Here is a 24,947-nt window from a genome sequence, read left to right on the forward strand (position 1 = left end):
CGATGCAGCTTGGTCAGTGTTTCAAAATCTGGCTGAGAAACAGCTTGGTCCGTGCGTGCTGGGGGTTGCCGAAGAAACTGTCCGGTTTGCCCTCTTCGACAATCTGCCCGGCGTCCATGAAGATCACACGGTCGGCGACCGCGCGGGCAAAGCCCATCTCATGGGTGACGCAGACCATCGTCATGCCGTCGCGCGCAAGCCCGGTCATGGTGTCGAGAACCTCCGACACCATTTCGGGATCGAGCGCCGAGGTCGGCTCGTCGAACAGCATCACCGCCGGCTGCATGCACAGGCTGCGGGCGATGGCGACGCGCTGCTGCTGACCGCCTGACAGCTGGACCGGGAATTTGTTCGCCTGTTCGGGGATGCGCACGCGCTCCAGGAACTGAAGCGCGGTCTTGCGCGCTTCGGCTGCGGAAACGCCTTTGACCCACATCGGTCCGGCCATGCAGTTCATCAGCACGGTCATGTGCGGGAACAGGTTGAAGTGCTGAAAGACCATGCCGACATTGCTGCGCACGTCGGCGACGTTCTTCATCTTCGGATGAAGCTCGATGCCGTTCACGGTGATGTCGCCTTCCTGATGCGCTTCGAGGCGGTTGAAGCAGCGGATCAGCGTTGACTTGCCCGAACCGGACGGCCCGCAGATGACGATCCGCTCGCCCTTGTGGACCGTCAGATTGATGTCCTTCAGCGCGTGGAACTGGCCGTACCATTTGGAAACGGCCTTGGCTTCAATGATGGCTTCAGCGCTCATCGCACCTTGCTCCTGGCGTAGTGCCGTTCGATACGGGACTGGATCAGTTCGAGGCAGATCGACAGCATCCAGTAGATGACCGAGGCCGAGATCAGCATCTCCATATGCTGGAAGGTCTTCTGGCCGAGTGTACGGGCAAGGAACATCAGCTCCCAGACGCCGATGACGGACACCAGCGAACTGTCCTTGAGCATGGAGATGAACTGATTGCCGGTCGGCGGAATGATCACCGGCAGCGCCTGCGGCAGGATGATGCGGCGCATAGTCAACGAGAAGCCGAAGCCCATCGAGCGCGACGCCTCCCACTGGCCACGGTCGATGCTTTGGATGCCGGACCGAAAGATCTCGGTCATGTAGGCGCCGTAACATAACGACAGCGCCAGTATGCCGGCCGGGACGGCGCCAACAACGAAACCGAGCTGCGGCAGGCCGAGATAGATCAGATAGACCTGCATCAACAGTGGCAAGCCGCGAAAGAACGAGGTGTAGAAGCTGGCGATGGCATAGGCGAAGCCATTGGTGGAGAGCTTGGCGACGGCGCCCAGAATGGCGATGAGAGACGCAATGACGATGGAGATGGCCGAGACGTAGAGCGTGGTCACCACGCCCTGGGAAATCAGGAATGGCAGCTTTTCCCAGATGAAGGGCAGGCTGAGATGAAAGGTCGCGAAGAAGGCCAGGAAGAGCAGCAGCAGTTCGAACCAGACGATGGCGATCTGGACACGCAGCGAGGCGAAGCCAATCAGGACGACATTGAGGACGAACAGAAGCGCGATCACGAAGGCGATGGCAAACCGACCATAGAGGCCGCTCTGCGACGGTTCGCCGATGACCGGGCGCATCAATTCGCCGAAGCTCGTCGACGTCAGGTTGAAGGCGAGGAAGATCGCAAAGACAACGCCGAACATCGTAGCCACAAACCATGGTTTGTGCACAAGAATCTCGGCTTCGACGGTATCCGGATAGAGCATAGCCTGTCCCCCTCGAATGGTCGGCAGCCCGCTTAGAGCGGGCCACCAGCGAAAGTCGAGACTATCTCACGATGGAATAGTCGACCCCGTACCATTTCTTGGAGAGCGTGCCGAGCGTGCCATCGGCCTTCATCGCTTTGACCGCATCGGCGATCTTGGCCGAGAATTCCGGGTCGCCATGTTCGATGGCAACAGCCAGTGGCTCGTAGAACACCGGCTCACCGATCTGCTTGATCGGATAGCCGGCCTTCACTGCATCGACGATGCTGGGCTGCGACGACACGACGGCGTCAAGCCGCACGCCATCCCCGATCCGCAGGTCGTCAAAGGCGGTGGTGGAGTTCTCGTAGGAGTGCACTTCCTTGGGGTTGAGCTTGTATTCGAAGGGCGGCGCGCCGGCGGCGTCGAGCGTCAGATCCTTCTTGGCATAGGCTTCGAAGGTCGATGTCGTCGTCGCGCCGACGACCTTGCCGTCCAGATCGCTGAGCGACGTAGCCTTGCTGTCCTTGTGAACGGCAACGGCGGCGGGGGTGTAGTAATAGACCGCCGGGAAATCGAAAATCTCGGCCCGCTTCTTGGTCGGCGTCATCGAGCCGACATGCATGTCCCAGCGGCCGACCCAGTTGCCGGCGGTGATGATGTCCCAGCCCGGCGTCACGAACTCGACCTTGACGCCGATGCGCTTGCCGATCTCCTTGGCGACGTCGACGTCGAAGCCGTCCAGCTCATTGTTGGAGTTGACGAAGGACTGCGGCGCCCAGTTGGCGTCGGTGGCCACCTTGAGCGTGCCGGCCGTGGTCACGCGATCGAGCACCGCCCCGGCTTGCGCCGGAAGCGTCGCCAGGACCAAGCCAAGCGAAGCCGCCAGCGTCGTCAGTTTCAGATATGTTTTCATGTGTTCCGTTCCCCTTTGTTGTTGTTGCTAATTTAGAGATGAGACCGCTGTCGCCGTCTTCCGGCGAGGCAGAGGAGGTTTGTCGCGCCGATTGCTCGGAACGATGGTAAGCTGGCGCCGGCTTTCGAAACCGGTGTCATCGCGTGTCGGCCTTTGCTTCGTCGCGCGCCGCACGCGCGGCCCGGAAGGCTTCGACACCAGCGGGAATGCCGCAATAGACCGCAATCTGGATCAGCGCCGCCCGCAATTCGTCGTCGCTCAGGCCATTGCGCATCGCACCACGGAAATGCACGCCGAATTCATGCATCCGCCCCAAAGCGGCAAGCATGCCGAGATTGAGCAGGCTGCGCTGCTTGAGGTCGAGAGCTCCGTCGGTCCAACATGTGCCCCAGCAATACTCGTTGAGGATGTCCTGGAACGGCCGCGAGAAATCGTCGGCATTGCCGATTGCGCGCTCGACATAGTCGTCGCCGAGAACTTTACGACGGGCCGCCTCGCCGGCCTTTTGCAGCTCACTATCCATGACTGGGTGCCCCCGCCCGTTGTGAATGGTCGCTCAGGAAATCAGCCATCAGGCCGGCGACCAGTTCGGGCGCCTCGACCAGGATCGAATGTCGCAGGCCCGGCAGGATTTCCAGCCGTGAGCCACGGATCTGTTCGTGCATATGGCGCGCCATGCGCGGATTGGATCCCTGATCATCCTCCCCGGTGACGATCAGCGTCGGCGCCCTGATCTGATCGAGAATGCCGCCAAAATCGGTCTCGGCCAGCACCCGGTAAGCGGCGGCGTAGCATGCTGGATCGTTTTCGGCGTCGCGCCGGCGCAGCTCCGCAATCACATCCGGATTGCGCGCTTGAAAATCCTCGGTGATCCAGCGCGACAGCGAGGCCGCATGATGCGTGCTCGGTTGGGTTGCGGTCAAAGCGGCAAGACGCCCCAGAACCGCCTGTCGTTCTTCCGGCAAGCGGCCAGCGACTGTCGACAAAAGCACCAGCCGGTCGAGCCGCTCCGGGCGGCTCAGCGCCAGGCGCTGCGCGATCAGGCCACCGAGCGAAAAGCCGGCCAGATGAAAGCGTGCGAAGCCGGCATGATCAGCCAGGGCCAAAATATCGCCGACGAAATCGTCGATCTCGTAGCGGCCCTTGATGCGGGCCGACCGGCCGTGGCCACGCAGATCGGACGTGAGTACCGTGAACTCATCCGGCAGGCGGGCGACGACGCCGCCCCAGGCTTCCAGATAGGAGCCGACGCCATGGATGCAGACAAGCTTCCGCGGCCCGTTGCCGTCGACACGGTAGTTCAGTGCTACATCGCCATGGACAAAGGTGCCGGCCGTCATTGCCATCAGTGTCCCACCGCGACGGCCTTGGCGCGATTGCGTGCCGCGAAGTGCGGCATGACCTCGTCGACGAACAGCCGGATGGTCTTCTTCTGCAGCTCGAATGGCAGGTTGAAGGTCAGCCCCAGGCAATACTGGTCGACGCCGGCGGCCTCGTAGTCCTCAAGCTTCTCGATGATCTCGTCGGGTGTGCCGAACATCAGGTTCTTGCGGATGCTCTCGGGATTATAATTGTCCTTGCCCTTGACGCTTTCATAGGGGACCGCTTCGGGGAAACCGCTCTTCACCGTGCCGATATTCTGGAACAGGTTTTCGAAGGCGCGCCCATAGTCGATGGCGTGACGGACCGCGACTTCCCAGTCCTCCGGGCGGTCGTAGATGCAAGTGCGGCGCTGCATCATCAGGCGTGGGCGCGGCACTTCCGGATGGTCGGCGACCGCCTTGCGGAATTTTTCGCCGAGCACGGCAATCTCGGCGGCGGGCGCCGACAGGGGAGTCGACAGGATGTTGGCGCCGATGCCGACGGCCCAGCCGAACGTGCCTGGGTCGCGCGCCGCGACCCAGATCGGCGGATGCGGCGTCTGCAGAGGCTTGGGCACGCCGGCAGCAAGCGGAAATTTCCAGAACTGGCCGTCATGCGCATAGTCTTCGGCCCACAGTTTCTTCACCGCCGGCACAAGTTCCTTCAGATAGGCGACGCCCTCCTGCTGCGGCATCCCGCCGGCCATACGGTCGAACTCATACTGGTAGGAGCCGCGGGCAATGCCGAACTCCAGCCGGCCGCCGGTCAGGTGGTCGCAAAGGGCGGCTTCGCCGGCCAGACGGATCGGGCTCCAGTAGGGCGCCACCAGCGTCGAGGTGCCAAGCCGGATCTGCTGCGTGTGCTGCGCCAGCCAGGTCAGCGTCATCAGCGGATTGGGCGAGATAGTGCATTCGATCGTGTGATGTTCGGCCGTCCACAGCGTCTCGAAACCGCCCTCGTCGGCCATCTGCGCCAGCTCGAGCAGATTGCTCTTCACCTTCGACATCGGCATGTCGGGCGAGAAGCGCTCCATGGTCAGCGAAACCGCAAATTTCATTTTTCCTGTCCCGTACTTTGTGGTCGGCTCAGCGCAGACGAATGACGAACGGGTCCTGCATGGCCCCGGAATAATCGATCATGATGTTCTTCAGGCGAGAGAACTCTTCCATCACGTCAAGCCCGCCGCGGCGGCCATAGCCGCTCTCCTTGAAGCCGCCATTGGCCGACATGAAGGACGAGGCGCGATAGGTGTTGATCCAGACGGTTCCGGCATCGACGTTGCGGGCAAAGCGCAGCGCGCGGTCGATGTCCTTGGTCCAGATGCCGGACGACAGGCCGTAGCGCGTGTCATTGGCGAGCGCGGTCATCTCCTCTTCCGACGAGAAAGGGATGACGCCGACGACCGGCCCGAAAATCTCTTCCTGCATGAAGTCCATGTCGTTGCGGGCATCGACCATGACGGTCGGCTCGAAATACCAGCCGCCGGCAAGCTCGGCGGATTGCGGCCTGCGGCCGCCCGCCGCGATCCTCGCGCCCTGGCGCACGCCCGAGGCGACATAGCTCTCGACCTTGGCAAGCTGTGCTGAAAGCGCCAGCGGTCCCATGTCGGTATCGTCGTTCAAGGGATGCCCTACCCTCACGCGTTTGGCGCGCTCGACCAGTGCATCGATGAACCGGTCATAGACGCTGGCCTCGACAAAGCAGCGCGATCCGGCAACGCAGCTCTGGCCTGCTGCGGCGAATATGCCGGAGACGACGCCGTTGACGGCATGGTCCATGTCGACATCGGCAAAAACGACATGCGGTGATTTTCCGCCAAGCTCCATCTGGCAGGAAACCAGATTGGCAGCCGCGTTGGTGGCGATGCGCCGGCCGGTGGCCGTGCTGCCGGTGAAGACGATCTTGGCGATGCCGGGATGGCGCGTCAGCGCGTCGCCGGCGCTGGCGCCGGTGCCGGTCACGACGTTGACGACGCCAGCGGGAAAGCCGGCTTCCATGATCAGCTCGGCCAGCGCCAGCGTCGAGGCGGTGGCATGTTCCGACGGCTTGATGACCACGGTGTTGCCGATGGCAAGGCAAGGCGCCAGCGTGCCGGTGAGCAGCATCAGCGGCGAATTCCATGGCGTGATCATGCCGACAACGCCGAGCGGTTCGCGCATGTTGAAATTGAGCATGTCGAGCTTGTTGACGGGTATCGTGTCGCCCAGCAGCTTGTCGGCCATCCCCGCGAAATAGCTGTAGGAGTCCGGCATGGCGCGCATTTGCGCCCGCATCTCCTTTAGCAGCTTGCCATTGTCGCGCGTCTCGATCAGCGCCAGTTCGTCGGCATGCTCGAGCACAAGCTGCGCCAGGCGGTAAACAAGCTTGCCGCGGTCGGTCTGGGTCATCCTGCGCCATGCCGGATTGGCAAAGGCGGCGCGCGCGGAGGCCACGGCGGCATCGACATCGGATGCGTCGGCCTCGGCCAGTTCATACCACGGCTTGGCGGTCGTCGGATCGTAGCTCGGAATGTATTGGCCGGCTTTCGGGGCGACGAAACCGCCGCCGATGAAAAGCTGCTGGCGTGAATTCTCGAGCGATTTGACGGATGTCTTCATGGCTTTTCCTGCTCAGTGTCCTGCGGGCTTTGCGTCCATGGCTGCGAGCCGCCATCGATCCGCGCCAGACGTCCGCCATCACCCGAATCCATGAAGATGCTGAAGCGGTCGTCATGCCGCTCGCGGCTGTAGCGACGCAGCAGCGCCTGGATCTCACGGGCTGGAATGTCGTTGTAGGGAAGGTCCGCCAACGGGAAGAACCGGAACCCCGCGGGCACGGTGAAGGCAGCGGATGCGCCGGACAGGCGGGCGCGATAGATGAGGTAGCCAGGGTCGCTGTCGGCAACGTCGAACACCGAATAGAGGAACGTCTCGTCCGGCAGCAGCGTCAGCGCATCGCCGCCTTCAAGCTTGAGTTCGTTTTCCGCCTTGCGGCTCTTGGCGCTCGGCAGCACCCAGCCGCCCTTGCCGTCAGAACGCAACAGGATGTTGCCGTCCGCTTCGATGAGATAGCCGACGATCATGGAGTGGGACGCAAGCCAGCCCGGCGGCAGCGGATCCTTCACCGAGGCATAGCGGCCCCGGCAAAAGCCAAGCGGCGCCGACGGGCTGGTGCCGAAGGCCTGCACGGCGCCGATGAGCACGACATGATCGCCGGCATCCACGCGATTGTGCACGGTGCAGTCGAACCAGGTGAGACACTCATTGAGGATAGGCGCACCGGTGTGGACGCGGTCATGGCTGACGGCACTGAACTTGTCTTGCGCCTTCGAGGCGAAAACCGCCGAAACGTCGGTTTGCCCCTCATGCAAGAGGTTGACCGCGAAAGAGTCGGACGCGTTGAACGCTGCATAGCTGGCGGCTACCTTGCCGACACAGACGAGAAGCAGTGGCGGATCGAGCGAAACGGATGTGAAGGAGTTCGCCGTCATGCCGCGCGGCGTGCCGTCGCTGTCGCAGGTGGTGATCACCGTGACGCCGGTCACGAAGGTTCCGAAGGCCCTTCTGAGGGCGATCGGATCGATCGTCGGCTGCGGGGTCGTGAGCATCTCGCCTCGTGTTTCCTCTTCGGATCGCATGAGACGTTAGCCGCTGGTTTCGAGCTGTTCTTCCTCCTGTTGATAGGAACGGGCGGCGATGCCGCTGCTGTGTTTGCTAGCAAAGATGGAGGCCAGCAACGCAAACGACAGGGCCGTTTTTCCAGTCGGGAAACGGCTGCGCGGCAGGTGCCAAAAATGATGCTATTTTTCTGATGAGGCGCTGTTGTCGATGACCTCGCGCAAACGGATGGCGAGTTCGAAAGCAAAGCGTCGCTCGGGCGTATCGAAGTCGACGCCGAACAGTTCCTGGATGCGCGTCAGGCGGTAGCGCAAGGTCGTCACATGCAGGCCCATGGCGTCGGCGCAAGCCTGGCTGCGGCACCCTTCGCGCAGGTATGAAAACAGCGTTTCCATGTAGGGCGTGCCGTGCTGACGATCGTGGTCGGCAATGGCGCCGACACTGTCCTGCACGAAACCGCGCACGTCCTCGACATCGGCGGCTGCGACCAGCATCGGCAGCGGGCCGAAATCCTGGCTGGCAAACACTCCGGTGCGGCCGAACGAGCGGCCGATGCGGATCATGCGCAGGCAGCGCTCCCAGGCGGCGGGATAGTCCGCAAGTTTCGAGCAGGGACCGGAGAGAACGACGAACGGCTCCTGGCCGAAATATCGCCCCAGTTCCTCGGCGATCTTGCGCAGCAGCTTGGCGACACGCTCCTTGTCCTCACCCAGCTCAGCCGGGATCAGGCAGACGAGACCGTTGTCGACAACGATGATGCCGGCTGCGACCGAATTCTGCTGCAGCAGCCGGATCACTGCATGATGAGGATCTACGGAACGTCCCGCGCTGCCTTTTGCTGCCTCAGGCAGGTCGATGACGATCATCTGCTGCGGCGACGCCAGGCCGATGGCAAGCCGTTGCGCCCGCTGCATCACATCGGCGGCGTCGTGCCAACGGTGCTCGACAACCTCCATGAACAGTTCGGTCAGTGTTCGCGTTTCGAATCGGAAACGGATGAAGCTGCGCATCATCTGGACGCTGAGCGCGAATTTGGCGCTGTCGAGCAAGAGCAGGTCCAACTGGCTGAACGGCTCCTGCATGGTGAAAATGACCAGCGCACCGACTGCTTCCGCATCGACGCTCAGCGGCTCGATCCTGGCGGTGAGACGCAGACGCCGCGTGCCGTCGTCGAGGAAGAACGTATGGGCCTCGTTCTGCGGCCGATCCACCGCCGACCGCGCCGCCTTCATGATCTGCCGGTGCAGGCTGGTGTTGGCGGCAAGTTGCCAGGCCTCATCGTCGAAATGCTTCTCGCTCGGCGTGCGGCTGGCAACGATCAGGTTGGCGGTGAAATCGACCACGACGACAGGGTTGGGCACAAGTGCTGCGATCTTGCCGGCAAGCGATGGCACCGAACTTTCCGCCAAGGCCTGCTGCAGCAGCGACGTATGAGCCTGCAAGGCTTTCTGCAGCCGTTCGGCGGCCCGCTTTTCCTCACGCAGCTTGTGCTGTTTTTCGACCGCGATTTCGCCGAGATGGACAATCATGCCGATGAAGGCGAGGTCATCGGCGGTGACCTCCATGATCTCGCGGGAGACGACGCTGAGCACCATCGGCCGCTCCGCCTCGTCGACGCAACTCATCGGCATCACTAGGACGCTGCGGTAATCGCGTTCGAACGCTTCCTTGCGGTAGCCGGAAAACTCCTCCGAAACGCGGGCATCCCTGATGTAGACCGGCTCGTTGCGCTGCAGGGCGATGATCGACGGGCTGGTGGCGAGTTCCCAGCGATCAGGCAGCGGCCGCTGGATCAGCGTCGGGTCATGGCGCACGATGACATAGGCATGGCCATGCGGCGCATCGATGCTCATGATCGAGCCCATGGTCCATTTGGCGTGCCGGCAGGCGGCCCGAACCAGATCGCGCAGCACAGTGCTCAGGTCGCCGCCGGAGTTGATCAGGCTGGCGGCGTCCCGCAACGACAGGATTTGCGACTGGTGGTTCACGCTGCGATCTTTTTCCGGCTGGGCAATCTGTTTCCTGTTGGCGCTCCGCGCGCCGATATAAGCAATTCGCGACCGTGCGAAGCTACACGTCTTCCGAGAGCGAGACATCCCGTTTTTCCTCCGAAGCAGAGGAAGACGCCTGGCCGGCCACTCCCCTAGCCTGCCCTGAATTCTGCTTGAGGAAAGGCCGCTGGAGCGAATGGAAATCAGGAAAATCTGCACCTTCATCGACGAGGTTCTGATCGAAGGCGGCAAGGCGGCCGGCAAGCCGGTCACATCGATCGTCGTCGCAGCCGTGTTGAAGAACCCGTGGGCGGGCCGCGGCTTCGTCGAGAACCTTCGCCCCGAGATCATTGACGTCGCGCCCAAGCTCGGCGCCGAACTGACCCGACGGCTGATCGCCCTGATGCCGCCGGCCGAGATCGAATCCTACGGCAAGGCTGCCGCGGTCGGTCTCAATGGCGAGATCGAACACGCCTCGGCGCTGATCCACACGCTGCGCTTCGGCAATCTGTTCCGCGACGCGGTTGGCGGCACCACCTATCTCGAATTCTGCAACACCAGAAACGCGGGCGGCGCGCTGATGTCGCTGCCGATGATGCACAAGAGCGAGAACGGAAGGCGCTCGCATTTCATCACCGCGAACTTCCAGATCGCCGATGCGCCGAGCGCCGATGAAGTGCTGGTTGCCATCGGCGCCGCCAATGGCGGACGGGTGCACGCCCGCATCGCCGACCGCTTTCAGGATGTTGCCGAAATGGAAGCGGAGAGCGGGTCCTAAGCAGTCGCTCGGCGATCAAGCGTCAGAATGCCTGGCAGGTAACATTGGCGACGGTCTTTGCTCGAACGAGGTGGTCGCGACGCCTTTTGCAGTCGACTTGGTATAGGCTTGAAGTTTTTTGAATTCTGATTATTTTAAGCTTGAAGTTTTTATGAAGAATCCCATGGCGCTTCATTCGTCCGAGCCGAGACACCGCGGCATTTGGCAGGAGAGCAGGAGGAGGAAGATTTGCCGTCGTTCCGGAACAAAACTCCATGAACACAGCACGATTTTCCGAGAGTGTAACAGGCGAGATCGTCGATGGCGCTCTCATCGTCACGATCGAAAATCCACCCGTCAACGCCCTCTCCTTCCATGTCAGGGCCGGGTTGATGGCTGCGCTCGGGCGTGCGGCGTCGGATGAAGTGTCTGCCGTGGTGCTGACCGCCACTGGGCGCACTTTCATCGGTGGCGCCGATATCAAGGAATTCGGCAAGCCCTCTATCGAGCCCACACTGCCTGACGTGATCAATGCGATCGAGAGCTTCGTTAAACCGGTCGTCGCGGCAGTCGGCGGCGCGGCGCTCGGCGGCGGCTGCGAGATTGCGCTGGCCTGCCACTACCGCGTGGCCAGCAAGGCGGCCAGCTTCGGCCTGCCCGAGGTCAAGCTCGGAATCGTCCCCGGGGCCGGCGGAACCCAACGCCTGCCCCGCCTCATCGGCACGGTCGCCGCAATTGACCTGATCGGCACGGGTCGCATCGCGACATCCGACGAGGCCCTCACTCTCGGTCTGATCGATGCCATTGCAGACGATCTCCCTAAAGGCGCGCTCGATGCCGCCCATCGTCGCGTTGACCAACCGTTGCGGCGCACGGGCGCGCTTTCCGTCCCGCACTCGCAGCCTGAGGCCGACGCGGCAGCCGCAAAAAAGGTGCTTTCTCGCAGCCGTGGACAGATCGCGCCCGCAGAAGCCGTGAGACTGGTCCAGGCTGCGTCCTCGGCCAGACTGGAGGACGGTCTCGCGGACGAACGCGCTACATTCCTGCGGCTCCGGGATTCCCGCGAAGCGGCAGCGTTGCGCCACGTCTTCTTTGCCGAGAGGCAAGCCAGCAAAGTCGACAGGCTGGAGGGTGTCACGCCTCGCAAGGTCGAGACCGTTGGCATCGTCGGAACCGGCCTGATGGGTGCAGGCATCGCGGTCTCGGCCTTGAATGCGGGCTATCGCGTGATCGGCATCGAACAGACCGACGAGGCGGCGGCAAAAGGATACGAACGTATCGCCGGTCTTCTCGACAAGTCGGTCCAATCAGGCCGTCTCACCGATCATGCGCGCAGAGAGGCTCTGAGCCGGTTTGAAGCGGCCAGCGATGCCGGCAGGCTGGCGCAGGCCGATCTGGTCATCGAGGCGGTGTTCGACGACCTCACGGTAAAAACCGAACTCTTCCGGAAGCTTGATCGTATCGTCCGCCCGGACGCCATGCTTGCGACCAACACCAGCTACCTCAACCCCAACGAGATCGCGTCGGCAACCGCCAGACCCGAACGGATCGTCGGCCTGCATTTTTTCTCCCCGGCCAACATCATGCGGCTCACCGAAGTCGTGGATTGTGCGGCGACGGCGCCCGATGTGCTCGCCTCGGCGATCGCCTTCGTCAGAAAGCTCGGCAAGCTGCCTGTCGTGTGCGGCGTTACCGAGGGATTCATCGGCAATCGCATCTATTCGGCCTACCGCCGCGAAGCGGAGTTCATGGTGGAGGATGGCGCAGCACCCGATGAGGTGGACGCCGCGCTGGAGGCCTGGGGCTTCCCGATGGGGATCTTCGCCGTCAACGATATGGCTGGACTGGAGATAGCCTGGGCGCGGCCCAAGCGGCAAGCGCCCATGCGCGATCCAAAAGCGCGTTATGTCGAGATCGCCGACCGGTTGTGCGAGACCGGCCGCTTCGGCCGCAAGACCGGGCGCGGCTGGTACGATTATTCGGACGGCGAGCGCAGGACCGACCCTGAGGTGACGGCGCTGATCGAGGCCGTGCGGGCGGCCAAGGGCATCGTGCCGCGCCGCTTTTCGGCCGACGAGATCGTCACACACCTGCTGGCGGCAATGGCCGACGAGGGCAAGGCGTTGCTCGCCGAAGGCATCGCGGCGCGTGCCTCCGACATCGATCTTGTGATGATCAACGGCTACGGCTTCCCGGCCCACAAGGGCGGGCCAATGTTCCACGCCGGAGACATCTGAGGATCAAGCTAAGACAGCTTGGCGATGACGGCGCGCAGCGCTTCGCCGAAACGCCTGACCTCGTCTACCGTGTTGTAGTGGACCAGCGAGGCGCGGATGGCGCCGCTGTCCATCTCCAGGTTGAGCCGCTTCATCAGGCGCGGGGCGTACATGTGGCCGTCGCGGATGCCGATCTGCATCTCCGCCATTTCCTCGACGATCCGCTGCGGCGACAGCTTGCCGATGTTGAAGCAGAAGGTCGGCACGCGCTCGTTGATGCGGGCTTCCTCGGCGACGCCGTAGATCGTGGCATCGCAGCCCTTGAGCACGGCGAGCATCTCGCGCGCCAAGAGCATTTCGTAGTCGCGGATGGCACCCATGCCGGCAACGATATTGTCTCGCCGCGAACGGTTGTTGGAGGGCGCCAGATTGCGGCCGATCAGTTCCAGGTACTGCACGGCGGCATCCATGCCCGAGACGTTTTCGTAGATGAAGGTGCCGGCCTCGACCTTGTAGGGCGGCTCGTCGGGAATGAAATCCTCGCGGAAGGTCGGCAGCCGCTTCAGCGTTTCGAAGCGGCCCCACAGAAAGCCCATATGCGGCGAAAAATTCTTGTAGCCGGAGCAGACGAGATAATCGCAGTCCCAGGCCTGCACGTCGATCAGCCCGTGCGGTCCGTAATGCACGCAATCGAGGAACACTTCGGCGCCGCCAGCGTGGGCGATCCTGGCCACCGAGGCGACGTCGACGATCGAGCCGATCGAATGCGCGGTCACCGTGCAGGCGACCAGGCGGGTGCGCTCCGAAACCAGCGGCTTGAGGTCGTCGACATGCAGATTGCCGTCCTCGCGCATGCGCCACCACTTGAATTTGGCTCCGGCGGACTCCAGCGCCAGCCACGTCGCGATGTTGGCGTCATGGTCCATGTCGGTGATGACGATCTCGTCGCGCGCCCCATCTGTGTCCTTGGCAAGCATCTGGCCGATGCCGAGGCTGACCAGACGGATGAACGAAGTGGCGTTCATGCCGAAGCAGATTTCCGACGGACTGTAGGCGTTGATCAGCAGTGCCACGCTCGTCCGCGCATCCGCAACCGATTGGTCGACCGTGACGGAGCGGCCATAGCGGCCGCCGCGCTGCACATTGTGCGAGACCAGATGGTTGGTCACCGCGTCGAGCACGCTCTGCGGGATCTGTGCGCCGGCGGCGTTGTCCATGAAGATGAAATCGCCGGCCTGCTGCAAGGCGGGAAACATGGCGCGGATGGTGTCGACGGGGAACGCAGCGGCGTTCGCATTGTCGGTTTGGTGCTTGTTCACGGGTACGCTCCTGCGAAGAATTTGGCGGGTGGAGATCGGTTGGCGGGTCAGCGCGTCTTCTCGGTCTTGAAGCGGTCTTCGAGCAGGCTGACGAGGCGGACCATCGGCCAGAGGAAGATGAGATAGACCAGCGCCGCGCCGATCAGCGGCGAGGGATTGGCGTAGAGCGACTGGGCGTTGGTCGCTTCCTTCAAGAGTTCGGGCAGCGCCACGGTTGAGGCGAGCGACGTGTCCTTGAACATCGAGACGCAGTTGCTGGTCATCGGCGGGATGACGACGCGGATCGCCTGCGGAAGCACTACCTTGCGCAAGGTTAAAAGGAACGGCAGGCCAAGCGCCTGCGATGCCTCGAATTGGCCTTTCGGAATGCTCTCTATGCCGGAGCGGAACACTTCGGCCGAGTAGGCCGACATGATGAAGGCGAACGCGGTAACCGCCGACGCCCAGGACGACAGGCGTATGCCGAGGAAGGGCAGCGCGTAGTAGATCAGGATCAGCACGACCAGCACCGGCAGCGCGCGAAAGATGTCGGTGTAGCCGACCGCCAGCCAACGTACCGGTTTCGGCGCATAGAGCCGCAACAGGCTGATGACCAGGCCGATGGGAATGCCGATGCCGATGCTCAAAATGCCGAGCAGCAGTGTGTTCAGGAAGCCGCGCAGCAGCGCCGGCAGGCTGGACATGATCACGTCAGGATTGAAGAAGGTGTCGATCAGCGACATGGGAGCGTTCCCGAACCCCAGAGCAAAGGATGCTCACGTTAAAACCAATCGACCTCGCCTACGATGAGGCTGTCCGTGCGGCAGCAGGCGCTGGAGCGTGAAATGAATCGTGCCGGCCTGGAAAGCCGGCACGATTTAGGTGCAATGCCGCTCAGGCCTTGGGCAGCGGCATTTCCTTCACGGTCGAGGAATCGGCTGGCGCGTCGCTGCCGAACCACTTCTTGTGGATCGCGGCGATCGTGCCGTCCTTCTTCATCGCCGTCAGCGCGTCGTTCAGCTTGCCGAGCAGCGGATGGTCCTTGGTCATCATCAGGCCGTACTGTTCGCCGGTCTTGATGCGCTCCTTCACGGTGAGGTCCTTCATCTTGGTGAAGGAATATTCCATGCCCGGAATGTCGCTGACGGCAGCGTCGACGCGGCCGGCGCTGAGGTCGAGCAGCAGGTTCTGCTGCGTGTCATAGCCCTTCACATCACTGAAGCCGTCGGCCGCCTGGTGCTCCTTGACCCAGTTTTCGCCGGTCGAGCCGGACAGCACGCCGACGATCTTGCCCTTGAGATCGGCCTCGGTGTTGATCGCGCTGTCGGTCTTTGTGGCGATGCCCATATCGGAATCGTAATAGGGCTGCGTGAAGGACTGCGACTTCAGTCGCTCGGCCGTGATGGTGATCGAGGATATGGCAACGTCGATGCGCTTCGAGGTGGTGGCGGCAAACAGCGCCTGGAAGCCGAGGTCGGCGATGTCGGTGGTCATGCCGATGCGCTTGGCCGCCTCGTTGACGATGTCGACCTCAAAGCCTTCGAAGGTGCCGCTCTCGTTCTTGTATTCGAAGGGTGGATTGGTCGGGTAGGCGCCGACATTGAGCACGTCGGCGGCAAAGGCGGTGGCCGGGCCGGCAGCGATGCCGATCGTGGCGGCGAGAAGAAGCAGGTTGCGACGAGTGAAGCTCATTTTTTGTTCCCTCTGGTTGTTGATCGGGCGGGTTTGCTCCCGCACGGTTTGTTGCCGTCCCACCTCCCAGCGGGGCGTCAATTCATGGCGGCGACCATGCGCTCGAGCGCGGTCGCTATCTGGTCGCGTTCACGGCACACGCACATCCGCAGGAAGGCCGCTGCCGAATTTCCAAAGAGGTGGCCGGGCGCCAGCCCGACGTGCGCCGTCTCCAATATCTTGGCGCAGGCCTGCCGGGCGTCGCTCTCTCCGTCCATGGCAAAGAAGGCATACATGCCGCCCCGCGGTTTTGTCGGCAGGATGATACCGGGAATCTGGGCCAGCCTGTCGTAGGCAAGGTCGAGGCCGGTTTTGATCCGCTGCCTGATCTCCTCGACCAGCGGCTCGCCCTGGCGGATGGCGGCGACAGCGCCGGCCTGGATCGGCGCGGCGGTGCCGCTGTTGATATACTGCGTCATGGCGCCAAGCTGGTCGGCCACCCCCGACGGATGCGTCAGCCAGCCGACGCGCCAGCCGGTCATCGCCCACGCTTTCGAAAAACTGTTGACCGACAGCACGCGGTCGCCGTCCTCGGCGATCTGCAGGATGGAAGGGGCAACATCGCCGTCGAAATAGAGCCGGCCATAGACCTCGTCGGAAATGATCCAGATGCCGGTGCGCCGGCTGAAATCGAGCAGCGCCTGCATCTCCTCGCGCGACGCGGTCCAGCCGGTCGGGTTGGACGGCGTCGACAGGAAGATCGCGCGGGTACGCGCGTCGCAAGTGGCGAACAGCCGGTCGAGATCGAGCTTCCAGTCGCCCTTGAAGTCGAGCGAAAACGGCCGTGGCTCGCCGCCGATCAGATGGATGGCGTTATGAATGTTGGGCCATTGCGGCGCGACATAGACAACATTGGTGCCGGTATCGACCAGCAGCTCCAGCGCCAGGTACAGCGCCTGCATGCCGCCCGGCGTGACGGTGGTGCGCGCAATCGGGATCGAGCGGCCGTGAATGCGCGTCTGGTATTCCGACAGCGCCTCGTTCAGCGGGCCGTGCCCGCGCATGTTGGGAACGTAGAAGGTCTGGCCTTCGTCGAAGGCAGCCTTGGCGGCGTCTCGGATGAAGGCCGGCGTCACCATGTCGCCTTCGCCGTACCAGAGCGCAATCACGTCGCCCAGTTCGCGGGCGCGCACGGCAAGGTTGGCGATGTTTTCGGTGTGCAGGTCACGAATCTGGGCGCGCACGCCGTCGAAAGCGTAGCGAGCGCTGGACGATGACTGGGGCAGTATGAACGACAAGGACTGAAACCCCTCCCACCCGGAGCACCATGATGGACTGTCCGGCTAGCCCCTCCGGCACGGCAGTCGCCATCCACTTTGGATGCTATCCAAAGTGCGGCGCTTTTCAAGGCAAAAGTTTTAAGCTTAAAAAGTTTTTACCTAGTCCCGCCCTTCTCGCCCCAGCTCGGCGCGCGCGGCGGTGCAGTTGGCCGCTGTGCCGGCGCCAAGAAACATCGTATCGCTGGCCAGCATGAAGAAGCTTGCGCCGATCGCTGCCCACCGGCTGATCGCCTGCGGGCTGGCGCAAAATATGCCGGCTACCTTGTGGTGTGCGATCGTCGCGCGGATGATTGTCCCGATCGCCTCGTTGAGCTTGTCGGCGCCTTTCGGTCCAACCGCATCGATCGATACCGAGAGATCGCCGGGGCCGACGAAGATCACATCGACACCGTCGACGGCAGCGATCGCCTCGATGTTGGCCAGCCCTTCCGATGTCTCGACCTGGATCGCGACGACGATCCTGTCATTGGCGGCGGCCAGATATTCGGGAATGCGATAGCCATAGCCGGCCGCGCGGCCTGGCCCGACGCCGCGTTCGCCCAGCGGCGGATAGCGCGAGGCCTTCACCGCTATCGCAGCCTGGGCGGCAGTTGAAACGCGCGGCACCAGCACGCCTTGGGCGCCGCTGTCGAGTGCCGCCTGAATGGCTTCCGGCGCATGGCCGGGAACACGCACCATCGCCGGCACGCGGTGGACGTCGGCCGCGCGCACCATGGTCTCGATCGTGTCGCGCGAGATCTGGGCATGTTCCCAGTCGATACAGAGGAAATCGAGGCCGGCGAGCGCCATCACTTCGACCGCGACGGGATGCGGAATGGCGGCGAAGGAGCCGACGAGATTGGCCTTGCCGATGCACTTCTGACGGAACTCGCTCATCTCCATCCCCTTTTTCGTCTGGTCCAAATTCATAACCGCAATCGGCAGCGAGGCGAAGCTATTTCAGGCTTGAAATATTTTTGGGCGGGCCTAGCGTGTGGGTCTCCCGCCACGAGTTCCCATGATGATCAAAACGCATCCCCTGCACGGCCCGAACAAACTGAAGCTCGGCGTCTTCTCGACCAATGCCGATGGCGGTCTGGCCATCACCGATGTGCCGGAACGCTGGACGGCAAGCTGGCAGGACAATCTGACGGCAGCGCAGATCGCCGACCGCGCCGGGCTGGAATTTATCCTGCCGATAGCGCGCTGGCGTGGCTTTGGCGGCCGCAACAAGGTGCGCGAATGGTCGTTCGAGACCTTCACCTGGGCAGCAGCTCTGGCGGTGGCCACCGAGCAGATCGGCCTGTTCATGACCGTGCATGTGCCGCTGGTGCATCCGCTCTATGCTGCCAAGGCACTGGCAACGGTCGACCATATCAGCCAGGGCCGCGCCGGCCTGAACATCGTCTGCGGCTGGAACCCGAAGGAATTCGGCATGTTCGGCACACCGCTGGTCGAAAAGGGCTATGAGCAGGCCGCGGAATGGATCGAAGTTCTGGAGCGGCTTTACGCGTCGAGCGAGCCACTCGATTACGAAGGCATCTATTATCGCTTGAAGGAAGCGGTCAGCCGGCCGGCCAGCCTGCAGGTGCCGCGCCCGGTGACCATGAACGCCGCTTTCGGTGGCCCAGGCCGCGATTTCGCCGCCGCCCGATGCGATTATCTGTTCACCACCTTTTCCGAGATGAGCGATGCCGGCAAGCATGTCGCCGACATCAGCGAGCGGGCCGACAAGGTTGGCCGCAATGTTGGCGTCTACACGGTGGCGCATGTCGTCTGCCGCCCAACGATGAAAGAGGCGCAGGACTATTACAACCGGTATGCCGTCGATCTGGCCGACCACGACGCGGTCGATGCCCATATGGCTGGCAAGAAGGAGTTCTCGCAGTCGCATGACCCGCATGCCTATGACCGCTACCGGCAGCGTTTCGCAGGCGGCGCCGGCACCTACCCGCTGGTTGGAACGCCGGAGACGATTGCCGCCGAGATGGCCGCGATTGCCGGGCATGGCTACCAGGGCATCGCCCTGTCCTTCGTCAACTACACTAGGGAATTGCCCTATTTCTGCGACCATGTGTTGCCGCTGCTCAGGCATGCCGGGCTTCGCGGCTAACTAATCTGGAATAACGGCGGTTGCCTGAATCTCGATCTTGGCGCGATCTTCCACCAGGGCCACCACCTGCATGGCGGCCATCGCCGGAAAATGCCGGCCGATCACCTCGCGATAGGCTTCGCCTATTCCCTTTAGGTTGCCGAGATATTCGGCCTTGTCAGTGAAATACCAGGTCATCGCGGTGATGTGGCGTGGCTCGGCGCCGGCCTCTGCTAGCACGGCGACGATGTTTTGCAGCGTCTGCCGCACCTGGCCGGCGAAATCGTCGGTCTCGAACTGGCACTGCCCGTTCCAGCCGACCTGTCCACCGACGAAGACGAGCCTGCCGCGCGCCGCTATGCCGTTGGCGTAGCCGACCGGTTTCGCCCAGCCTTCCGGCTGCAGGATCTCGTGCATTTCAAGCCTCCCCGGTAGTCCTAAAAACCAAGTCTCAAAATCGAATGCCCGTCGATATCTCGCCGTCAGGCCGCGCCCATCACCTGCCGTGCGATCACCACCTTCTGCACGTCGGAAGCGCCCTCGTAGATGCGCAGCGCGCGGATTTCGCGATACAGGCTCTCGACGATATGGCCCTTGCGGACACCGTCGCCGCCATGCAGTTGCACAGCCTTGTCGATCACCTCTTGCGCCTTGTCGGTGGCGAACAGCTTGGCCATCGCCGCCTCACGGGTCACCCGCGCGGCGCCCATGTCCTTGGTCCAGGCAGCGCGGTAGACCAGAAGCGCCGCCGCATCGACGTCCAGCGCCATATCGGCGACATGGCCTTGCACCATCTGCAGTTCTGCCATCGGCGCGCCAAACAGTTTGCGCTCGGCCACCCTGCGGATGCTTTCATCGAGCGCCCGGCGGGCAAAGCCAAGTGCCGCCGCGCCGACCGTCGAGCGGAACACGTCGAGCACCGACATGGCGATGCGAAAACCGTCGCCCGGTCTGCCGATCAGCGCCGACGCCGGCACCCGGACCTTGTCGAAGGAAAGCCGCGCCAGCGGATGCGGCGCGATCACTTCGAGGCGCTCGGCGATGCCAAGCCCCTTGGTGTCGGCAGGCACGAGAAAGGCGGAAAGCCCCCTGGCGCCCGGCGCCTCGCCGGTGCGGGCAAAGACGACGTAGAGATCGGCGATGCCGCCATTGGAAATCCAGGTCTTCTCGCCGGTGAGGATATAGACGTCGCCGTCGCGAGTCGCCGTCATTTCGGTGTTGGCGACATCCGACCCGGAGCGTGGCTCCGACAGTGCGAAGGCCGAGATCGTCTTGCCGGCCCTGGTCTTTGCCAGCCACTGCTGCTGGTCGGGCGTGCCGAACAGGCTGAGCGCACCGGTGCCGAGCCCCTGCATGGCGAAGGCGAAGTCGGCCAACCCGTCATGGCGGGCCAGCGTCTCGCGCGTGATGCACAAAGTGCGGACATCGAGCGGTCCGGGATTGTCGGTATCGAGCGCCGTCGGCTTCAGCCAGCCGTCGCGGCCAAGCTTGGCCACCAGCTCGCGGCAGGCGGCATCGACGTCATGATGATCGACGGGCAGGTTTCTCACGCACCATGCTTCCAGCCTTTCGGCTAATTCGCGATGGCGATCTTCAAAGAACGGCCAGTTGAGGAAACTCTTGTCAGCCATCAATTGCCCTCGAACACCGGTTTTTCCTTGGCCACGAAGGCCTTGTAGGCGCGCTCGAAGTCACGCGTCTGCATGCAGATCGCCTGCGCCTGCGCTTCCGCTTCGATCGCCTGGTCGAGGCCCATCGACCATTCCTGGTTGAGCTGCGTCTTGGTGATGCCGTGCGCGAAGGTCGGGCCAGAGACGATGCGCGCCGCCATATCGAGTGCGTCGGTCTCGAGCGCCGCCGCATCGACCAGCCTGTTGTAGAAGCCCCAGCGCTCGCCTTCCGCAGCTGTCATCGTGCGGCCGGTGTAGAGCAGTTCTGCGGCACGGCCCTGGCCGATGATGCGCGGCAGGATCGCGCAGGCGCCCATGTCGCAGCCGGCAAGGCCGACGCGGGTGAACAGGAAGGCGGCCTTGGCCTCCGGCGTGGCGATGCGAATGTCGGCGCTCATGGCGATGATGGCGCCGGCGCCGACCGCGACACCGTCGACCGCCGCGATGATCGGCTTGCCGCAGTTGAGCATCGCCTTGACGAAATCGCCTGTCATGCGGGTGAAGGCGAGCAACTCCTTCATGTCCATCTTGACCAATGGGCCGATAATGTCGTGGACATCGCCGCCCGAGCAGAAATTGCCGCCGTTGGGCAGGAACACCACGGCGTCGACGTCGTCGGCATAGACGAGATCGCGGAACGTGTCGCGCAGTTCGGCATAGCTGTCGAAGGTCAGCGGGTTCTTGCGCTCCGGCCGGTCGAGCCGCACCCTGGCGATCCTGCCTTCGACCTCCCAGAGGAAGTGCTTCGGCTTGAGGCCGGCCATCGCAGTCATTCGCGTCCCTCCCAGTTGCTGCGGAACGAGGTCAGCATGCCGGTCAGCCGGCGGGCATCCTCCTCGCTGACCTTTCCCAGCAATTCGCCGATCCACCCCTCATGCGCCGCGGCCATTGCGGCAAAGGATCTGGAACCCTCATCGGTCAGTCGCACCATTGACGTGCGGCGATCGCCATTGCGGCGCGCGCGCGCGACCAACCCTTCCGAAACCAGCCGATCGACAATGCCGGTGACATTGCCGTTGGACACCAGCAGGAAGCGCGATAGATCGCTCATCAGCATGCCTTCCGGCGCGCGGTAGAGGGCAGCCATGACGTCGAAACGCGGCAGCGTCGTATCGAATTCTTTCTTCAGGCGCTCGCGCAGTTCGGCCTCGATCGTGCGCGACGCGCGCAGCAGCCTGATCCAAAGACGCAGCCGGTCCTTGCCGGGTCCCGAGGGCGCGGGCAATGGGCCGGCTACCATGTTTCGCCTCCTGAGATCGAAATTGCTTGTCCGGTGATCGACGCCGCCGCATCGCCGCACAGCCAAAGCACCGCCGCGGCAACTTCTTGCGGCTGGATGAAGCGGCCTTGCGGGTTGGTCGAGGCAAGGCTCGCCCGCGCCTCGTCAACCGAGCGGCCGGTCTTTTCGACAATGCGCTGGACGGATGCTTCCAGCATGTCGGTCTCGACGAAACCCGGACACACGGCGTTGATGGTGATGCCTGATTTCGCCGTCTCGGCCGCCAGCGCCCGCATCAGCCCGACCACGCCGTGCTTGGCCGCCACATAGGGCGCGACATAGGCGTAGCCTTTCAGTCCTGCAGTCGACGCGACGAAGACGATCCGGCCTGCCTTGCGCGCGGCCATGCCGGCCAGCGCCGGCTTCACCGTCAGGAAGGCGCCGGTCAGATTGACGTCGAGCGTCCGCTGCCAGTCGGCAAGCGAGGTTCTGTGCGCCGACGTGCTGCCGGCCATGCCGGCATTGGCGACGACGATGTCGAACGGGCCGCGTGCGGCCTCCGCTTGCGCGTAGAGCGATGTCATCGCCGCCTCGTTGGTAACATCGGCTGACATGGCGTGGATGCGGCCGTTCTCGCCGGCCACCTTGGCAAGCTCGGCGTCGCGCCGCCCGCATATGGTCACCTCGATGCCGGCCTCGGCCAGCACGAGTGCGATGGCCCGACCGACACCGGAGCCGCCGCCGGTGACCAGCGCATGTTTGCCGGAGATCGCTGAGGCCGTCGTCATACTTTCAGCCCCGCCGCCGCATCGCGCTCGGCCAACCGGTAGATCTGGTCGCGTCCGGGCAGATAGGGATCCGGCCATTTGACGCCACGGTCGCCGAGCGTCACGGCCGCATGCAGCGTCCAGTAGGGATCGGCGAGATGCGGCCGCGCCAGTGCTACCAGGTCGGCGCGGCCGGCCATCAGGATCGAATTGACATGGTCAGGCTCGTAGATGTTGCCGACCGCCATCGTCGCCATGCCGACCTCGTTGCGGATGCGGTCCGAGAACGGCGTCTGGAACATGCGGCCATAGACAGGCTTGGCGGCAATCGAGGTTTGGCCTGCAGAGACGTCGCATATGTCGACGCCTGCCTCGTGCAGCATCTGCGCGATCTCCACAGCATCGGCCGGCGTCACACCCTCGATGCCGACCCAGTCATTGGCCGAAATTCGCACCGAGATCGGCTTTCGCGCCGGCCAGGCGGCGCGCACCGCATGGAAGATTTCCAAGGGATAGCGCATACGATTTTCCAGCGAACCGCCATATTCATCCGTGCGCTGGTTGGTGACCTGCGTGATGAAGGACGACAGCAGGTAGCCGTGCGCGGCATGGATCTCCAGCATGTCGAAGCCGCAGCGATCTGCCATCTCGGTGGAGGCCACGAACTCGTCGCGCACCCTGTCCATGTCGGCGCGGTCCATGGCCTTCGGCACCTGATTCTCAGGCGACCATGCAATCGCCGAGGCCGCCATGACCGGCCAATTGCCCGAGGCGAGCGGCACGTCGGTGCCTTCCCAACCGACACGGGTCGACCCCTTGGCTCCGGAATGGCCGATCTGGGCGCAGATTTTCGCCTCTGTCTCGGTGTGGACGAAGTCGACAAGCCGCTTCCACGCCACCTCATGTTCGCGCGCATAGAAGCCAGGACAGCCGGGCGTGATGCGTCCTTCCGGGCTGATGCAGGTCATCTCGATATAGACAAGCCCGGCGCCGCCCTTGGCACGCTCGGCATAGTGGGCGAAATGCCAGTCCGTCGGGCAGCCGTCGACGGCCTTGTACTGCGCCATCGGCGAAACGACGATGCGGTTGTTGAGCTGCATCTCGCGCAGCTTGAACGGCGCGAACATCGGCGCCCGGCGCTGCCTGTTGCCGCCTGCCCCCGCCTGGCGCTGGAACCATTCCTCGGCGCTTTCAAGCCATTTGGCATCGCGCAGCCGCAAATTCTCGTGGCTGATGCGCTGCGACCGGGTCAGCAGCGAATAGTTGAACTGCACCGGATCGAGGCCGAGATAGCGCTCGACCTCCTCGAACCACTCCAGCGAATTGCGCGCCGCCGACTGCAGCTTCAACACCTCGGTGCGACGGGCATCCTCATATTTGCGGAAGGCCGCGTCGAGGTCCGGTTCGGTTTTGACATATTCGGCCAGCGCCACCGCGCTTTCCAATGCGAGCTTGGTGCCGGAGCCGATCGAGAAATGCGCCGAGGCCGCCGCGTCGCCCATCAGCGCCAGGTTCTTGTACGACCAGCGCTCGCACAGCACGCGCGGGAAATTGATCCAGGCCGAACCGCGGATGTGATTGGCATTGGTCATCAGCGCATGGCCGCCGAGATGTTTCTCAAAGATGCGCTCGCAGACGGCGATGGATTCCTGCTGCGACATCGCACCGAAGCCGAAGGCAGCCCAGGTCTGTTCGCTGCACTCGACGATGAAAGTCGCCGTCTCGCTGTCGAACTGATAGGCGTGCGCCCACACCCAGCCATGTTCGGTCTTCTCGAAGATGAAGGTGAAGGCGTCGTCGAATTTCTGGTTGGTGCCGAGCCAGACGAATTTGCATTTGCGGGTGTCGATGTCGGGCTTGAAGACATCGACGAAAGTGTTGCGCGCCCTTGAGTTCAGCCCGTCGGCGGCGACGACCAGATCATGCGTCTCCATATAGGGCTGAGGGTCGGCGATATCGCTTTCGAACATCAGCTTGACGCCGAGTTCGCGCGCGCGCCGCTGCAGCAGGATCAGAAGCCGTTTGCGGCCGATGCCACAAAAACCGTGACCCGACGAGACCGTGCGCACGCCGTCATGGATGACGGCGATGTCGTCCCAATAGGCGAAATGCTTCTTGATCCAGACAGCGCTGACCGGGTCGTTCTTGGCAAGGTTGTCGAGTGTTTCGGCCGACAGCACGACGCCCCAGCCGAACGTATCGTCGGCGCGGTTGCGCTCGAACACCGTGACCTCATGCGCGGCGTCTCTGAGCTTCATCGAAATGGCAAAGTAGAGGCCAGCTGGTCCGCCGCCGAGAACCGCAACCTTCATCCGTGCGATCTCCTCTTCGCTTGCTGCATCCCAAGTATCGCGCCAGAGATAAAA

The 24,947-nt window shown here is 63.2% G+C and carries 23 protein-coding genes; 3 read left to right on the forward strand and 20 right to left on the reverse strand.

Going from position 1 to position 24,947, the window contains the following annotated elements:
- Positions 1–13 precede the first annotated feature (13 nt).
- The 9 genes from AC1D1B_RS23890 to AC1D1B_RS23930 all read right to left on the reverse strand — a co-directional run bounded on the left by AC1D1B_RS23890 (position 14) and on the right by AC1D1B_RS23930 (position 9,569).
- Positions 14–757 (reverse strand): amino acid ABC transporter ATP-binding protein, encoded by a 744-nt coding sequence (locus AC1D1B_RS23890; protein WP_477334957.1) that lies wholly within the window; start codon positions 755–757, stop codon positions 14–16.
- Positions 754–1,728 (reverse strand): amino acid ABC transporter permease, encoded by a 975-nt coding sequence (locus tag AC1D1B_RS23895; protein ID WP_477334959.1) that lies wholly within the window; start codon positions 1,726–1,728, stop codon positions 754–756. Before AC1D1B_RS23895 ends, AC1D1B_RS23890 begins: the two co-directional genes overlap by 4 nt.
- Before the next feature lie 61 nt (positions 1,729–1,789).
- Positions 1,790–2,623, reverse strand: coding sequence for a transporter substrate-binding domain-containing protein (locus AC1D1B_RS23900; protein WP_477334961.1), 834 nt, complete (start codon positions 2,621–2,623; stop codon positions 1,790–1,792).
- A gap of 136 nt (positions 2,624–2,759) precedes the next feature.
- On the reverse strand, positions 2,760–3,146 hold the full coding sequence (locus AC1D1B_RS23905; RefSeq protein WP_477334963.1) for a carboxymuconolactone decarboxylase family protein: 387 nt from the start codon (positions 3,144–3,146) through the stop codon (positions 2,760–2,762).
- Positions 3,139–3,969: an alpha/beta fold hydrolase gene (locus tag AC1D1B_RS23910; protein WP_477334965.1), complete on the reverse strand. Its 831-nt coding sequence runs from the start codon at positions 3,967–3,969 to the stop codon at positions 3,139–3,141. The genes AC1D1B_RS23905 and AC1D1B_RS23910 overlap by 8 nt, the downstream gene beginning before the upstream one ends.
- On the reverse strand, positions 3,969–5,042 hold the full coding sequence (locus AC1D1B_RS23915; RefSeq protein ID WP_477334967.1) for an LLM class flavin-dependent oxidoreductase: 1,074 nt from the start codon (positions 5,040–5,042) through the stop codon (positions 3,969–3,971). The genes AC1D1B_RS23910 and AC1D1B_RS23915 overlap by 1 nt, the downstream gene beginning before the upstream one ends.
- Positions 5,043–5,070: 28 nt before the next feature.
- Positions 5,071–6,582, reverse strand: coding sequence for an aldehyde dehydrogenase (locus AC1D1B_RS23920; RefSeq protein ID WP_477334969.1), 1,512 nt, complete (start codon positions 6,580–6,582; stop codon positions 5,071–5,073).
- Positions 6,579–7,571, reverse strand: a complete 993-nt coding sequence (locus tag AC1D1B_RS23925) for a flavin reductase (RefSeq protein WP_477334971.1) — start codon at positions 7,569–7,571, stop codon at positions 6,579–6,581. Before AC1D1B_RS23925 ends, AC1D1B_RS23920 begins: the two co-directional genes overlap by 4 nt.
- A gap of 192 nt (positions 7,572–7,763) precedes the next feature.
- Entirely contained in the window at positions 7,764–9,569 is a 1,806-nt protein-coding gene (locus AC1D1B_RS23930; protein ID WP_477334973.1) for a helix-turn-helix domain-containing protein, read from the reverse strand.
- A 199-nt stretch (positions 9,570–9,768) separates the two neighbouring features.
- Here AC1D1B_RS23930 and AC1D1B_RS23935 point away from each other — a divergent pair, with 199 nt between their 5' ends.
- Entirely contained in the window at positions 9,769–10,350 is a 582-nt protein-coding gene (locus AC1D1B_RS23935) for an amino acid synthesis family protein (RefSeq protein WP_477334975.1), read from the forward strand.
- A 254-nt stretch (positions 10,351–10,604) separates the two neighbouring features.
- Complete coding sequence (locus AC1D1B_RS23940) at positions 10,605–12,566, forward strand: 3-hydroxyacyl-CoA dehydrogenase NAD-binding domain-containing protein (RefSeq protein WP_477334977.1); 1,962 nt, start codon at positions 10,605–10,607, stop codon at positions 12,564–12,566.
- Between the two features lie 8 nt (positions 12,567–12,574).
- Here the strand turns inward: AC1D1B_RS23940 and AC1D1B_RS23945 are convergent, their stop codons facing one another.
- From AC1D1B_RS23945 to AC1D1B_RS23965, 5 genes are all read right to left on the reverse strand, one after another.
- Positions 12,575–13,864 (reverse strand): cysteine desulfurase-like protein, encoded by a 1,290-nt coding sequence (locus AC1D1B_RS23945; RefSeq protein ID WP_477334979.1) that lies wholly within the window; start codon positions 13,862–13,864, stop codon positions 12,575–12,577.
- A 47-nt stretch (positions 13,865–13,911) separates the two neighbouring features.
- The gene (locus tag AC1D1B_RS23950) at positions 13,912–14,586 is read right to left on the reverse strand and encodes an amino acid ABC transporter permease (protein WP_115144620.1); all 675 of its coding nucleotides are present in this window, start codon (positions 14,584–14,586) and stop codon (positions 13,912–13,914) included.
- Positions 14,587–14,737: 151 nt separating this feature from the next.
- Complete coding sequence (locus AC1D1B_RS23955) at positions 14,738–15,535, reverse strand: ABC transporter substrate-binding protein (protein WP_181060038.1); 798 nt, start codon at positions 15,533–15,535, stop codon at positions 14,738–14,740.
- Positions 15,536–15,612: 77 nt separating this feature from the next.
- Entirely contained in the window at positions 15,613–16,812 is a 1,200-nt protein-coding gene (locus AC1D1B_RS23960) for a pyridoxal phosphate-dependent aminotransferase (RefSeq protein ID WP_477334981.1), read from the reverse strand.
- Between the two features lie 141 nt (positions 16,813–16,953).
- A complete protein-coding gene (locus AC1D1B_RS23965) occupies positions 16,954–17,730 on the reverse strand; it encodes an HpcH/HpaI aldolase family protein (RefSeq protein WP_477334983.1) in 777 nt (258 codons plus the stop codon).
- A 124-nt stretch (positions 17,731–17,854) separates the two neighbouring features.
- On the opposite strand from AC1D1B_RS23965, the gene AC1D1B_RS23970 reads away from it, so the two are divergent.
- Positions 17,855–18,946, forward strand: a complete 1,092-nt coding sequence (locus AC1D1B_RS23970) for an LLM class flavin-dependent oxidoreductase (RefSeq protein WP_477335404.1) — start codon at positions 17,855–17,857, stop codon at positions 18,944–18,946.
- Here AC1D1B_RS23970 and AC1D1B_RS23975 read toward each other — a convergent pair whose 3' ends face one another.
- The 6 genes from AC1D1B_RS23975 to AC1D1B_RS24000 all read right to left on the reverse strand — a co-directional run bounded on the left by AC1D1B_RS23975 (position 18,947) and on the right by AC1D1B_RS24000 (position 24,893).
- Complete coding sequence (locus tag AC1D1B_RS23975; protein WP_023667806.1) at positions 18,947–19,342, reverse strand: RidA family protein; 396 nt, start codon at positions 19,340–19,342, stop codon at positions 18,947–18,949.
- A gap of 65 nt (positions 19,343–19,407) precedes the next feature.
- The gene (locus AC1D1B_RS23980) at positions 19,408–20,556 is read right to left on the reverse strand and encodes an acyl-CoA dehydrogenase family protein (RefSeq protein WP_477334985.1); all 1,149 of its coding nucleotides are present in this window, start codon (positions 20,554–20,556) and stop codon (positions 19,408–19,410) included.
- Complete coding sequence (locus AC1D1B_RS23985) at positions 20,556–21,368, reverse strand: enoyl-CoA hydratase family protein (protein ID WP_477334987.1); 813 nt, start codon at positions 21,366–21,368, stop codon at positions 20,556–20,558. Before AC1D1B_RS23985 ends, AC1D1B_RS23980 begins: the two co-directional genes overlap by 1 nt.
- A complete protein-coding gene (locus AC1D1B_RS23990; RefSeq protein ID WP_477334989.1) occupies positions 21,365–21,835 on the reverse strand; it encodes a MarR family winged helix-turn-helix transcriptional regulator in 471 nt (156 codons plus the stop codon). Before AC1D1B_RS23990 ends, AC1D1B_RS23985 begins: the two co-directional genes overlap by 4 nt.
- The gene (locus AC1D1B_RS23995) at positions 21,829–22,602 is read right to left on the reverse strand and encodes an SDR family NAD(P)-dependent oxidoreductase (RefSeq protein ID WP_477334991.1); all 774 of its coding nucleotides are present in this window, start codon (positions 22,600–22,602) and stop codon (positions 21,829–21,831) included. Before AC1D1B_RS23995 ends, AC1D1B_RS23990 begins: the two co-directional genes overlap by 7 nt.
- Complete coding sequence (locus tag AC1D1B_RS24000; protein ID WP_477334993.1) at positions 22,599–24,893, reverse strand: bifunctional salicylyl-CoA 5-hydroxylase/oxidoreductase; 2,295 nt, start codon at positions 24,891–24,893, stop codon at positions 22,599–22,601. Before AC1D1B_RS24000 ends, AC1D1B_RS23995 begins: the two co-directional genes overlap by 4 nt.
- Positions 24,894–24,947: the final 54 nt, after the last annotated feature.

The sequence above is a fragment of the Mesorhizobium sp. P2_C5_2 genome, from assembly GCF_056404535.1.

Excerpts from the sequence above, each read along its gene's own strand:
- AC1D1B_RS23995 (WP_477334991.1), bottom strand. The coding sequence starts at position 22,602 with ATGACGACGGCCTCAGCGATCTCCGGCAAACATGCGCTGGTCACCGGC.
- AC1D1B_RS23895 (WP_477334959.1), bottom strand. The coding sequence starts at position 1,728 with ATGCTCTATCCGGATACCGTCGAAGCCGAGATTCTTGTGCACAAACCA.
- AC1D1B_RS23900 (WP_477334961.1), bottom strand. The coding sequence starts at position 2,623 with ATGAAAACATATCTGAAACTGACGACGCTGGCGGCTTCGCTTGGCTTG.
- AC1D1B_RS23925 (WP_477334971.1), bottom strand. The coding sequence starts at position 7,571 with ATGCTCACGACCCCGCAGCCGACGATCGATCCGATCGCCCTCAGAAGG.
- AC1D1B_RS23915 (WP_477334967.1), bottom strand. The coding sequence starts at position 5,042 with ATGAAATTTGCGGTTTCGCTGACCATGGAGCGCTTCTCGCCCGACATG.
- AC1D1B_RS23905 (WP_477334963.1), bottom strand. The coding sequence starts at position 3,146 with ATGGATAGTGAGCTGCAAAAGGCCGGCGAGGCGGCCCGTCGTAAAGTT.
- AC1D1B_RS24000 (WP_477334993.1), bottom strand. The coding sequence starts at position 24,893 with ATGAAGGTTGCGGTTCTCGGCGGCGGACCAGCTGGCCTCTACTTTGCC.
- AC1D1B_RS23920 (WP_477334969.1), bottom strand. The coding sequence starts at position 6,582 with ATGAAGACATCCGTCAAATCGCTCGAGAATTCACGCCAGCAGCTTTTC.
- AC1D1B_RS23985 (WP_477334987.1), bottom strand. The coding sequence starts at position 21,368 with ATGACTGCGATGGCCGGCCTCAAGCCGAAGCACTTCCTCTGGGAGGTC.
- AC1D1B_RS23970 (WP_477335404.1), top strand. The coding sequence starts at position 17,855 with ATGATCAAAACGCATCCCCTGCACGGCCCGAACAAACTGAAGCTCGGC.
- AC1D1B_RS23965 (WP_477334983.1), bottom strand. The coding sequence starts at position 17,730 with ATGAGCGAGTTCCGTCAGAAGTGCATCGGCAAGGCCAATCTCGTCGGC.
- AC1D1B_RS23935 (WP_477334975.1), top strand. The coding sequence starts at position 9,769 with ATGGAAATCAGGAAAATCTGCACCTTCATCGACGAGGTTCTGATCGAA.
- AC1D1B_RS23940 (WP_477334977.1), top strand. The coding sequence starts at position 10,605 with ATGAACACAGCACGATTTTCCGAGAGTGTAACAGGCGAGATCGTCGAT.
- AC1D1B_RS23910 (WP_477334965.1), bottom strand. The coding sequence starts at position 3,969 with ATGGCAATGACGGCCGGCACCTTTGTCCATGGCGATGTAGCACTGAAC.
- AC1D1B_RS23955 (WP_181060038.1), bottom strand. The coding sequence starts at position 15,535 with ATGAGCTTCACTCGTCGCAACCTGCTTCTTCTCGCCGCCACGATCGGC.
- AC1D1B_RS23980 (WP_477334985.1), bottom strand. The coding sequence starts at position 20,556 with ATGGCTGACAAGAGTTTCCTCAACTGGCCGTTCTTTGAAGATCGCCAT.
- AC1D1B_RS23975 (WP_023667806.1), bottom strand. The coding sequence starts at position 19,342 with ATGCACGAGATCCTGCAGCCGGAAGGCTGGGCGAAACCGGTCGGCTAC.
- AC1D1B_RS23950 (WP_115144620.1), bottom strand. The coding sequence starts at position 14,586 with ATGTCGCTGATCGACACCTTCTTCAATCCTGACGTGATCATGTCCAGC.
- AC1D1B_RS23990 (WP_477334989.1), bottom strand. The coding sequence starts at position 21,835 with ATGGTAGCCGGCCCATTGCCCGCGCCCTCGGGACCCGGCAAGGACCGG.
- AC1D1B_RS23890 (WP_477334957.1), bottom strand. The coding sequence starts at position 757 with ATGAGCGCTGAAGCCATCATTGAAGCCAAGGCCGTTTCCAAATGGTAC.